This is a genomic window from Pseudorhodoplanes sp. (genome assembly GCF_046289595.1).
In the GTDB taxonomy this organism is placed as follows: Bacteria; Pseudomonadota; Alphaproteobacteria; order Rhizobiales; family Xanthobacteraceae; genus Pseudorhodoplanes.
On sequence record NZ_JBKBVB010000044.1, the window covers coordinates 22,138 to 33,262 of the forward strand.

At 62.7% G+C, this 11,125-nt stretch carries 10 protein-coding genes; 7 read left to right on the forward strand and 3 right to left on the reverse strand.

What is annotated here, in order from left to right; translation table 11 throughout:
• The first annotated feature begins 3 nt into the window (after positions 1–3).
• From ACK41X_RS11320 to ACK41X_RS11350, 7 genes are all read left to right on the forward strand, one after another.
• Positions 4–606 (forward strand): thermonuclease family protein, encoded by a 603-nt coding sequence (locus ACK41X_RS11320; protein WP_409722840.1) that lies wholly within the window; start codon positions 4–6, stop codon positions 604–606.
• A 483-nt stretch (positions 607–1,089) separates the two neighbouring features.
• Positions 1,090–3,384 carry a DUF4384 domain-containing protein gene (locus tag ACK41X_RS11325; RefSeq protein ID WP_409722844.1) on the forward strand — a complete coding sequence of 765 codons (2,295 nt, stop codon included), beginning with the start codon at positions 1,090–1,092 and terminating at the stop codon, positions 3,382–3,384.
• A 130-nt stretch (positions 3,385–3,514) separates the two neighbouring features.
• Positions 3,515–4,270, forward strand: coding sequence for an ABC transporter ATP-binding protein (locus ACK41X_RS11330; RefSeq protein ID WP_409722846.1), 756 nt, complete (start codon positions 3,515–3,517; stop codon positions 4,268–4,270).
• On the forward strand, positions 4,263–4,979 hold the full coding sequence (locus tag ACK41X_RS11335; protein WP_409722849.1) for an ABC transporter ATP-binding protein: 717 nt from the start codon (positions 4,263–4,265) through the stop codon (positions 4,977–4,979). The genes ACK41X_RS11330 and ACK41X_RS11335 overlap by 8 nt, the downstream gene beginning before the upstream one ends.
• A 41-nt stretch (positions 4,980–5,020) precedes the next feature.
• Positions 5,021–6,247, forward strand: coding sequence for an ABC transporter substrate-binding protein (locus tag ACK41X_RS11340; protein ID WP_409722852.1), 1,227 nt, complete (start codon positions 5,021–5,023; stop codon positions 6,245–6,247).
• Between the two features lie 56 nt (positions 6,248–6,303).
• Positions 6,304–7,191, forward strand: a complete 888-nt coding sequence (locus ACK41X_RS11345) for a branched-chain amino acid ABC transporter permease (protein WP_409722855.1) — start codon at positions 6,304–6,306, stop codon at positions 7,189–7,191.
• 1 nt (position 7,192) lies between these two features.
• Entirely contained in the window at positions 7,193–8,164 is a 972-nt protein-coding gene (locus ACK41X_RS11350) for a branched-chain amino acid ABC transporter permease (RefSeq protein WP_409722858.1), read from the forward strand.
• 19 nt (positions 8,165–8,183) lie between these two features.
• Here ACK41X_RS11350 and ACK41X_RS11355 read toward each other — a convergent pair whose 3' ends face one another.
• The 3 genes from ACK41X_RS11355 to ACK41X_RS11365 all read right to left on the reverse strand — a co-directional run.
• On the reverse strand, positions 8,184–8,924 hold the full coding sequence (locus ACK41X_RS11355; protein ID WP_409722861.1) for a TIGR04283 family arsenosugar biosynthesis glycosyltransferase: 741 nt from the start codon (positions 8,922–8,924) through the stop codon (positions 8,184–8,186).
• Positions 8,925–9,049: 125 nt separating this feature from the next.
• Positions 9,050–9,805 carry a DUF3750 domain-containing protein gene (locus ACK41X_RS11360; protein WP_409722864.1) on the reverse strand — a complete coding sequence of 252 codons (756 nt, stop codon included), beginning with the start codon at positions 9,803–9,805 and terminating at the stop codon, positions 9,050–9,052.
• Between the two features lie 97 nt (positions 9,806–9,902).
• A partial coding sequence (locus ACK41X_RS11365; RefSeq protein WP_409722867.1) for a TIGR03808 family TAT-translocated repetitive protein occupies positions 9,903–11,125 on the reverse strand: 1,223 nt, incomplete at its 5' end.

An 11,125-nucleotide genomic window follows, 5' to 3' on the forward strand; every position in this document is an offset into this window, starting at 1 on the left:
CTGATGCTGCTGAAGGCCGTCCTGACGATCGTGTTGGCTGTTGCTCCATCCGGATTCGCTGTTGCGCAGAAGGGACCGCAACCGGTTCGCCTGTCGGACGGCGATTCGTTCGCGCTCGGCAAGGAACGCTACCGGCTCTTCGGCATCGATGCGCCGGAATTGCATCAGGAATGCATCGATGCGAAAGGCCATTCCTGGTCCTGCGGCATGCGCGCCCGAACCGAGCTTCGCCGGATCATCGGCACCGATCCGGTCCAGTGCCGGATCGTTTCCATCGATCGTTTCGGCCGCAATATCGCGGTCTGTCAGGCCGGCGGACGCGACCTCGCCGAGGAGATGGTCCGCGCCGGCTATGCCACGACGCGCAGCCGGCGCGGCCATACCAATCCCTACCACGCGGTAGAAGCCGAAGCGCGCGCCGACAAGCGAGGAGTCTGGTCTGGCCGCTTCGAGAATCCGAGCGAGTGGCGGCGTGCCAATCCGCGCGGCGATGACGACGGCGCCCCGTCGTCTTTGACGGAGACGCCGCGCGACTGGCTTGGGGCGAAACTGTCGTTCGTGTGGCGGGCCGTGCGGGACTGGTTATGGCCGCAGGCGGGCCGGTGAGAGCCCCCGCCCGTATTTCGAATGAGGGCAGAACCGGTCTGTCCGTTGAACCTGCGACGCGCACAGCGCGACCAATCCGTGACACTTCGGTTGCGCTTCTGCCGCCCGGCAGGATCGCCCATCGTGTGACCGGTGCTCGCGCCCCTTCCACCCTGTACCGGTCCGCATGACCCGTCCGGCATGTCCCCGCCGGGCGGGTCTTTTTTGCCGAAACTGCGAACAGTCCCTAACCGAATTTTGACTGGGCTTGCCGGGACAGCAGCAAAAAATCTGCAGGTTTTTCCCGAATTCGGCTTATGATCGGCAAACGACGAAGGCGGGCATCCTCGCGCACGGCTTCTACCCGAATATGAGCAGCATTTCACATCGCTTTGACGAATTCGGTTTCGACCCATTTGAACGCGCCGCTGCGGCACGCACACAAATGTCCGACACGGCGCAGTGGCGCCGCGCGTCGCAACGCCTTGTTATGGGAGACCCACAATGAGCGGTCGTCTTAGAGTGAATAAGCCGGTTCAGGCTTTGGCAGCGGCGGCCGCTTTCGGCATCGCGCTGACCCTTTCCGGAACCGCCTCTGCCACCGTCCCGCCGGTGCCCACCGATCCGGTGGAAAAAGCGGCCTATGACGTGCTGGAAAAGCACTGCGCCCGCTGCCATCAGGAAGGCAAGCTCACGGTGCGGGAACGGCCGTCGAAGAATTTCGGCAACGTGCTCAATCTCCAGGAGCTTGCCGCCAATCCCAATTACATCCTCCCGGGCAATCCGTTCGGCTCGAAACTCTTCAAGCAGATGGTCGACCGGGAAATGCCCTATGACACGGAATATGAGGGCGCGACCGAGTTTCCCTCGGTCAGTGAAGCGGATCTGAAGGCGCTGGAGCTCTGGATCACCCAGGCTGGCGGCAAATGCGAACCGGGAAAATTCGTCTCCAACGAAGACATGCTCGGCTTCATCTCGGCCGATCTCGCCAAGATGCCCAATCACCGCAAGAAGGGCACCCGCTACCTGACGCTCACGCATCTGAAGAATGCCTGCGCCAAGGACGAGGCGATGAAGGTGTTCCGCCAGGGCGCGGTGAAGCTGCTCAACAGTCTGAGCCGTTCGTCCGACGTGGTCCGGCTGGAAACTGCGGACCCCCATGAGACCATTATTCGCTTCAATCTCGACGATCTTGGCTGGGAATCCAAGGACTGGGATACGGTCCTTGCGAGCTATCCCTATAACCTGCAGCCGGACAGCGATTTGCGGTCGGTCCTCACCAGCACCACAGGCACGCAAAAGCCTTATGTGCGCGCCGACTGGTTCGCCTTCGCAGCATCGCAGCCGCCGCTCTACGACAAGCTTCTGAAATTGCCGGACACCTTCCCGGAACTGGCAAAGCAGGAAGGCGTCGACCTGAAGGCCAATATCGAGCGCTTCATCGCGCAGCGTTCAGGATTCCAGAAGTCCGGCGTCAGCCAGAACAACCGCATGATCGAGCGCCATCCCTCGCGCGCCGGCTATTTCTGGACGTCCTATGACTTCGCCGGCAACCGCGGCAAGCAGAGCTTCTTTGAATTCCCGCTCGGCCCGGGCGGCAAGGACGGCTTCGTCAAGGACGGCTTCGAGCATGACGGCGGCGAGACCATCTGGAGCCTGCCGAACGGCTTCCAGGGCTATTACCTGAACGAAGCCGACGGCAAGAAGCTCGACAAGGGCCCGACCCAGATCGTTCGCGACCTGTCGCGCAAGGATCTGGCGGTGGTGAACGGCCTGTCCTGCATGGGTTGCCACGACCAGGGCATGCGCAAGGCCAAAGACGAAGTGCGCGACGTCGTGCTGTCGGGCAAGTCGTTCGACCGCAAGACCCGTGAGGCGGTCGAGGCGCTCTACATCCCGACCGAGCGCATGGACAAGATCATCGAGTCCGACATGAAGCGCTTCCAGGACGCCATGTACCGGGCGGGCCTCGATCCCAACCTCAAGCTGAATGGTGTCGAGATGATCACCGCGCTCGCCAAGCGCTACGAGGACGATCTCGACCTCACCCTTGCTGCGGCCGAATTCGGCTTCAACAAGGAGGACTTCGAGGAGGCTGCGGAGGATGCCGAGCGCAGGTTCCGGCCGCTGATCCGCCGCCTGCAACAGGGGTCGATCCCGCGCGATCAGTTCGAGAACAACTTCCGCGAATTGGCCAAGTCCATCACCGACATGGAGGAGGTCGAGGTCGCCGGCGCCGCCAATGGCTCCAGCGTCAGCGCCGCCCGCAAGGAGGTCGCCAAGCCCGTGAGCAACGAGGGTCTGTCGCTGACGTCGGACAAGGACGTGTACAAGGTCGGCGATACTCCGGTCTTTACCGTGGTTGCCAAGCGGAGCTGCTTCCTGACGCTGGTCAATCTTGACGACAAGGGCACCGCGACCGTGCTGCTGCCGAACAAGTTCCAGCAGAACAATGCCGTCAAGGCGGGTCAGGAAATCCAGTTCCCCGGACCCAACGCGCCGTTCATCTTCAGGATGCAGGACAAGGGCTTCGAACAGGTGATCGCCACCTGCAGCGAAAGCAAGGACGTCGACGGCATCAAGAACGACTTCGACAAGGCGCCCCTGACCACGGTGAAGAACTTCACCGGCAATGTCGCCCGCTCGGTTGCGGAAGACTCAAAGCGCAAGGCGACCCGCGCCATTGCCATCGAAGGCATCAAGAAGAAGGGCGAACCGGCCACCCCGCAGAATGCCAAGCCGGTGCCCGCAGACAGGCGGGATGTGTTCCGGGCCGCCATCAAGGTCGAGGTCAAGTAAGACCGGCACCGGCCGCCGGGAAGGAAAGCAGAAAAGAGCCCGTCCGCGATTTTTCGCGGGCGGGCTTTACCATTTTGGCAAGACGTGCAGTCATGTGCATTGGGACGGACGTTGGGCAGGCGTCGCAGGCATGAGTGGCGGTATTATTCTCGAAACACGGGACTTGACCAAGGAATTCGCCGGATTCGTCGCGGTCAATGGCGTTAATCTGAAGGTCGAGCAGGGCACCATCCACGCCCTGATCGGCCCGAACGGGGCCGGCAAAACCACCTGCTTCAATCTTCTGACCAAATTTCTGACCCCGACCCGCGGTCAGATCCTCTTCAAGGGCGAGGACATTACCGGGATGCAGCCGGCCGATATCGCCCGGCTCGGCGTGGTGCGCTCCTTCCAGATTTCTGCGGTGTTTCCGCATCTGACCGTGCTGGAAAACGTGCGGGTCGCGCTGCAGCGCAAACGCGGCGGTTCGTTCGATTTCTGGCGGTCCCGGACCGTCCTCAACGAATTCAACGACCGGGCGCTGGGGCTGATCGAGGATGTCGGCCTGTCCGGATTTGCGGCGGTGCCTGCGGTCGAATTGCCCTATGGCCGCAAACGCGCCCTCGAAATTGCAACAACGCTAGCGCTCGACCCGGAAATGCTGCTGCTCGACGAGCCGACCGCCGGCATGGGGCATGAGGACATCGACCGGATCGCTGCTCTCATCAAGCGCGTCTCCGCCGACCGCACCACGCTGATGGTCGAGCACAATCTGTCGGTCGTCTCAAATCTGTCGCACAAGATTACGGTACTAACGCGCGGGCGCATTCTCGCCGAAGGCGATTACGCCACCGTGTCGGAGAATCCGCAGGTGCGCGAGGCCTATATGGGGACCGGCCATGCTTGATCCGCGCACTGCGCTCCTCGCCGTCGAGAATCTGCAGGCCTGGTACGGCGAGTCGCACATCCTGCACGGCGTCAATTTTGAGGTTTATCCCGGCGAAGTCGTCACGCTGCTCGGACGCAACGGCGCCGGCAAGACCACAACGTTGAAATCGATCATGGGCATGGTGGGCAGGCGCACCGGCTCGGTCCGTTTCGAGGGCCGGGAATTGATCGGCCTGCCGTCGAACCAGATCGCGCGCGCCGGCATCGCGCTATGCCCCGAAGAACGCGGCATTTTCGCGAGCCTCTCGGTCGAGGAAAATCTGATGCTGCCGCCGGTGGTCAAGCCGGGCGGTTTGCCGCTGGAGCGCATCTTCGAATTGTTTCCAAACCTCAAAGAACGGCTCGGCTCCAGCCAGGGCACCAAGCTGTCCGGCGGCGAGCAGCAGATGCTGGCCATTGCCCGGATTTTGCGCACCGGCGCGCGACTCCTCTTGCTCGACGAACCGACCGAAGGTCTTGCCCCCGTCATCATCCAGCAGATCGGAAACACCATCCGCGCGCTGAAATCGCAGGGCTTTACCATTCTCCTGGTCGAGCAAAACTTCCGCTTCGCCGCCACCGTCGCGGACCGCTATTATGTGATGGAACACGGACGGGTAGTAGACAAACTGCTCAGTTCCGAGCTCGAACAGAACCTTGATAAGCTGCACGACTATCTTGGCGTATAACGGTGTCCAAAAAAGCGACGCCTCATAACAAGGAGGAATACATGACAAAATCGAAGGCGAGATACCTGCTCGGCGCTGCGGTCTTTGCCGGCGCGATCGGTTTGGGCCCGGCCGCGGCGCAATATACCGACGGCGTCATCAAGATCGGCGTGATGAACGACATGTCCGGCACCTATTCCGACCTGTCGGGACAGGGCTCGGTGATCGCCGCGCGCATGGCGGTCGAGGATTTCGGCGCCGCTGCGAAAGGCATGAAGGTCGAGATCGTCGGCGCCGACCATCAGAACAAGCCGGATATCGGCTCCAACATCGTGCGCACCTGGATCGATGTCGACAAGGTCGATGTGATCGTCGACGTGCCGACCTCCTCGGTCGCGCTTGCGGTCAACCAGATCGTCAAGGACAAGAACAAGGTCTTCCTGGTGTCGGGTGCCGCGACCTCTGATCTGACCGGCAAGGCCTGTACGCCGAACACCATCCACTGGACCTACGACACCTGGTCGCTCGCCAACGGCACGGGCAATGCCATCGTCAAGACCGGAGGCGATTCCTGGTTCTTCCTGACCGCCGACTACGCTTTCGGCCACGCACTGGAGCGCGACACCGCGGCAGTGGTGGAAAAGAACGGCGGCAAGGTGGTCGGCCGCGTGCGCCATCCATTCCCGGGTCAGGACTTTTCCTCGTTCCTTCTCCAGGCGCAGACCTCGAAGGCCAAGATCATCGGCCTGGCCAATGCCGGCGCCGACACCATCAACTCGATCAAGCAGGCGTCCGAGTTCGGCATCGTGCAGGGCGGCCAGAATCTCGCCGCGCTTCTTGCCTTCATCACCGACGTGCATGCGCTGAGCCTGAAGACGGCCCAGGGCCTGATCATGACGGAAGCCTGGTACTGGGATCTCAACGACAACAATCGTGAGTTTGCCAAGAAGTTCGCGCCGCAATTCAAGGGCGTTCACCCGACCATGGTTCATGCCGGCGTCTATTCCGCGGTCATGCACTACCTGAAGGCCGTGGAAGCGCTCAAGAGCGATGCCGACGGTGCGGCCGTGGTCGCGAAGATGAAGGAAATGCCGACGGACGACAAATTGTTCGGCAAGGGCGAGGTGCGCCAGGACGGCCGCAAGATTCACCCGATGTATCTGTTCGAGGTGAAGAAGCCGGAAGAGTCCAAGGGGCCCTGGGACTATTACAAGGTCCGCGCCACCATCCCCGCCGATCAGGCTTTCCGCCCGATGGCCGAGGGTGACTGCCCGCTGGTCAAGAAATGAAGCATGCTGTTCCCTCCCTCTGAACGGGGGAGGGAGCGCTCCCCGGGCTGCGAACCATGTTCGAAATCTTCGGCATCCCCTCGCAAGCATTGTTCGGCCAGCTGCTGCTCGGCCTGATCAACGGCTCGTTCTACGCGCTGCTCAGCCTCGGGCTTGCCGTGATTTTCGGGATGCTCAACATTATCAATTTCACCCACGGCGCCCAGTATATGATGGGCGCCTTTGCCGCGTATTTCCTGCTGCAATATTTCGGCATCAACTATTTCGCAGCGCTGCTGCTGGCGCCGATCCTGGTCGGTATCACCGGCATCATCATCGAACGTCTGTTCCTGCGCTGGCTCTATCATCTCGACCATCTCTACGGATTGCTCCTCACCTTCGGTCTTGCGCTGATCATTCAGGGGTTGTTCCGGCAGCAATACGGTTCTTCCGGTCTTCCCTATCAGGTGCCGGACGTGCTGCGGGGCGGGCAAAATCTCGGCTTCATGTTCCTGCCGAATTACCGCGCCTGGGTGGTGGTGTTCTCGCTGGTGGTCTGTTTGACCGTCTGGTTCGTGATCGAGCGCACCCGGCTCGGCGCCTATCTGCGCGCGGCGACCGAAAACCCGGGTCTGGTGCGCGCCTTCGGCATCAACGTGCCGCTGATGATCACGCTGACCTATGGTTTCGGCGTCGGGCTCGCCGCGCTCGCCGGCGTGATGGCGGCGCCGATCTACAGCGTCAATCCGCTGATGGGCGCCGACATCATCATCGTCGTCTTTGCGGTCGTGGTAATCGGCGGCATGGGCTCGATCATGGGCGCGATCGTCACAGGATTTGCGCTTGGCGTGGTCGAGGGGCTCACCAAAGTGTTTTTCCCCGAGGCCTCCAACACCGTGATTTTCGTCATCATGGCGATCGTGCTGCTTATCCGGCCCGCGGGCCTGTTCGGACGGACGGCGTGACATGAGCGAACAAGCCATCACCGCGCCCGTCACGCCTGCGGCGGCGGAAACTTCGCGCAGCGAGCTCATCGGCTTCTTGATCCTTACCGCCTTCGTGATCGCTGCGCCGGTCTTCATCTATCCGCTGCTGATGATGAAGATCCTGTGTTTTGCGCTGTTCGCCTGCGCGTTCAATCTCCTGATCGGCTATGTCGGCCTGCTCTCGTTCGGCCATGCGTTGTATTTCGGCTGGGCGAGCTATGTCGCAGCCTATGCCGCCAAATCATGGGGCTTCACGCCAGAGCTTGCGATTATCGCAGGCACGCTGACCGGGGCCGGCCTCGGTCTCGTTGCCGGCGCGCTCGCGATCCGGCGCCAGGGCATCTATTTCGCGATGATCACGCTGGCGCTGGCGCAAATGATGTATTTCTTCGCGCTGCAGGCGCCGTTCACCGGCGGTGAGGACGGCATCCAGGCGGTGCCGCGCCATAAACTGTTCGGATTGATCGACGTCAGCTCGTCCGGGGCGATGTATGTGCTTGTCGCTGTCGTGTTCCTCGGCGGCTTCCTGCTGATCTACCGGATCATCCATTCGCCGTTCGGTGAGGTGCTGAAGGCGATCCGCGAGAACGAGGCGCGCGCGATTTCGCTCGGCTACAAGACCGACCGCTACAAGCTGCTGGCTTTCGTGCTGTCGGCTGCGCTTGCCGGCACCGCCGGCGCCACCAAGGCGCTGGTGGTGCAACTCGCCTCGCTCACCGACGTGCACTGGACGATGTCGGGCGAAGTGGTGCTGATGACGCTGGTCGGCGGGCTCGGTACCGTGTTCGGGCCGGTGGTCGGCGCTTTCGTCATCATTGCGATGCAGAATTATCTTGCCGAGTTCGGGCAATGGGTGACGATCATTCAGGGCGTGATTTTCGTGATCTGCGTGCTGCTATTCCGCCGCGGTATCGTCGGCGAAATCGCGGGCCTGTTGCGGATCAGGCTGTGAGCGGATTGCCCTTGCGCCGTCATATCGCGTCGTTTGTGATGCGTGTCTTGGCGCCATGCTCGTAGCCGTATCGCCGTGCAAGCTGCTCGGGCTTCGCACCCATCCGATAGCGCCATTGCATCGCTGTCTTGGTGCGCAACGTTTTCCAGATGCCATCACGGTCATAGCGGTCACCCGGCACGGTGACACGTGAGGTGACGCAGATCGGCGGCGAAATCTTGCGCAGCCGCTCGCTCAGTTCGATATCGGCCAGTACGGGCAAATGGCTGAAGCCGCCGATGCGGAAGAAGGTTTCGCGCTGAACGAAGATCGCCTGGTCGAAGTCCGCGACGCCGCGCGCGCGCGAGCGCCAGTTGAGAAAGCGTGCGATCAGCGGCAGCATCATGTGCCGGCCCTGAATGCGCCGGTCGAAACGGCCCCAGACCGAGGTGTCGCGCGAGCGCCCATACATCACCTGGGTGTCGGCATCGAGCGGCAGCTGGGTATCGGGATGCAGAAACAGGAAGATGAAGCCGTTTGCGACCTTGGCGCCTTCGTTCATCTGCCGCGCCAGTCCGAACGGTGAGCGGATCACCTGGTCGGCCAGCGGCCTTGCAAGCATCGGAGTGTCGTCATTCGAGCCGCCGTCAACAACGATAACTTCGGAATTGCGGTCGCGGAACGGGCGCAGCGCCATCAGGATCGGGCCGATTTTGCGGGCATGGTTGTGCACCGGGACAATGATGGACAAAACTGGCGGCGGTTTGCGTGCAGTCGACATTCCCGGACAAATCCCCCCGTCGCTCCCATTGCCCGGGCTGACCATCGGTGGACCCCGGGACCGAGACCCCCGCACGCCGTCATGACCCGATGGGCATGTGCGTTTTTCAGAATCGCATCAGGACCTTACCTTGATGGCGCGAGCGCGGCATTGGCGGTGGAGGAGGGCAGCCCGATCCGTCCAAATCCGGGAAGCTTGAGAGCCGGATCCCGGATGTCGAGTCCTGCGACGAAGCCGCCGAGATTGAACTCCACGCCTTCCACCCAGCCGAGTTTCACGCCGAGCAGGCCGTAGAGATTGAGCTCGATGCCGGTCCGGCTGTCGGTCCAGCCGAGGTAGGGGCCGGGCCGAAAGTCGCGGCCGATCGCATTCGGCGGCAAGGTGGCCCTGATTTCAGGGATATCGCGAAGGATCGCGGCCACGAACGAATTGCTGTTCGGGCCGGGCCAGAGACGGTAGTCGCCATAATTGGCGTAACGGTAATCCTTCACGGCTTTTTCGACCGCCGGAATAATCGCTTCCGCCTCCGCGCCCCGGATGTCGGCAACCACGGTCGGCGCCGAGCCGTACCAGCGCCCATCCGGCGCCCAGCCATTCAGCCGAACCGGATTGCCCCAGCCGACCACATCGTAGCGGGTCCAGCTTTTTGCGCCCGGACGCTTGAACACCACCCAGCTATGCACCGCCACCGCACCCTTGAGGCCGCCGGTCCGGCCCGACAAAAACAGCACCCGCGCTTCGGGATGTTCGGCCGCGGACGGCAATGCGCCGACGCTCGACCAGTCGGCGTTGCGCCATCCGCTGGGGCGGTCTTCGAAAACGAACAGGGCGGCCCGCGCCGCGACCGGCACGAGGAAAAGGGCGAGCAATGTCAGTATCACGGTTTTTCGCCAGGCCCGGCGTATCGGCAGCGGGGATTGCATCGGCTCAAGTTAGGGACAGGGATGCGGCCGGACAAGGGCGGCGTGAGTCGCCGGACTATCGCGCCCGGTTCCCGCTCAGCGTCACATGGGCATGGCGGCCGACGCCGTCCTTCGCCATGTCGCCGGTGACCGGCTTTTCCCATTCCATCCCGACCACCGCGCCGTTGCTTGCCTCGGCAATCAGGTTGTTGGCGATGAGCGCGGAGCCGGAACCCGGCACCACGCTGACGGCCACGCCGATACCCACCTTGCGCAGCACATTGTCGCTGACGATCACGTCGCGCAGATAAGGACCGTAACCGACCGCGATGCCGATAACGGCGGTATCCTCGACCACATTGCCGGTAACCACGCTGTCTGCCGCAATCGCAATTCCCGCGCCGCGATCCTCGCTGACGCCCGCCGTGATATTGCGGACGAGATTGCCCTGCACCACGGCGAGCCGGCCCCCGACATCGAAATTCGTCACCGAGATGCCCAACGTCGCGCCGTCTACGGTGTTGCCGGTGATGACCGCGCCCTCGAACGAGAATTCCGAATAGATGCCGACCTCGCCCATGCGCGTACAGACATTGCCCGCGATCTGGATATTGGAGGCGGAATTGCCGCGTACCGCCGAGAAGGCGCAGCGGTCGATGCGGTTGCCGCGCACGATGACATCGCCGGCGCGGAAGACGCTGATCGCATTGCCGTACGGCCCGTCGCCCCCGGCATCGGCGCGGGTGTCCTCGATACGGTTGCCGGTGACGATGGTGCCATCGCTGCCGAAAGCCGAGCGCCAGACCTGAATGCCGTTGTTGCCGGATCGGCGGATCACATTGCCGGCGATGCGAAGCCCGGTGGAGTCGATCGCAAACAGCGCGCCGTCGCCGGCGTCCTCGATGGTGCAACTGCTGACCAGCCCGGAACACCTTTCGAGCGAGACGGCGTTGCGTCCGGCATTGACGACGGCGCAATCGATGATGCGGATGTCGTGCGCATCGGCGAGATGGACGAGTGCACGGCCGTCCTGCGGCTTCAGTCCTGCGCCGTCGATCACCAGTCCGGCGACATCGATATTGGCGCTGCCGCTTGCGGCAAACAGCGAGGCCGCGCGCGACAGCACGAGCCGCGTCGCGCCGCGCGTTCCTGCGATCTTGGCATTGGACGGCAGGCGCAAGGCTGCCGCCCGATAGGTTCCCGGCGGCAACAGAAGAATGCTGCGGGCCTGTGCGGGGGGAGCGACCGCGCACTTCAAGGGGTGGGTTTGGTTCCCCCGCGCGTCGGGCTTTCTTCCTA

Excerpts from the sequence above, each read along its gene's own strand:
- ACK41X_RS11340 (WP_409722852.1), top strand. The coding sequence starts at position 5,021 with ATGACAAAATCGAAGGCGAGATACCTGCTCGGCGCTGCGGTCTTTGCC.
- ACK41X_RS11320 (WP_409722840.1), top strand. The coding sequence starts at position 4 with ATGCTGCTGAAGGCCGTCCTGACGATCGTGTTGGCTGTTGCTCCATCC.
- ACK41X_RS11355 (WP_409722861.1), bottom strand. The coding sequence starts at position 8,924 with ATGTCGACTGCACGCAAACCGCCGCCAGTTTTGTCCATCATTGTCCCG.
- ACK41X_RS11350 (WP_409722858.1), top strand. The coding sequence starts at position 7,193 with ATGAGCGAACAAGCCATCACCGCGCCCGTCACGCCTGCGGCGGCGGAA.
- ACK41X_RS11330 (WP_409722846.1), top strand. The coding sequence starts at position 3,515 with ATGAGTGGCGGTATTATTCTCGAAACACGGGACTTGACCAAGGAATTC.
- ACK41X_RS11345 (WP_409722855.1), top strand. The coding sequence starts at position 6,304 with ATGTTCGAAATCTTCGGCATCCCCTCGCAAGCATTGTTCGGCCAGCTG.
- ACK41X_RS11325 (WP_409722844.1), top strand. The coding sequence starts at position 1,090 with ATGAGCGGTCGTCTTAGAGTGAATAAGCCGGTTCAGGCTTTGGCAGCG.
- ACK41X_RS11335 (WP_409722849.1), top strand. The coding sequence starts at position 4,263 with ATGCTTGATCCGCGCACTGCGCTCCTCGCCGTCGAGAATCTGCAGGCC.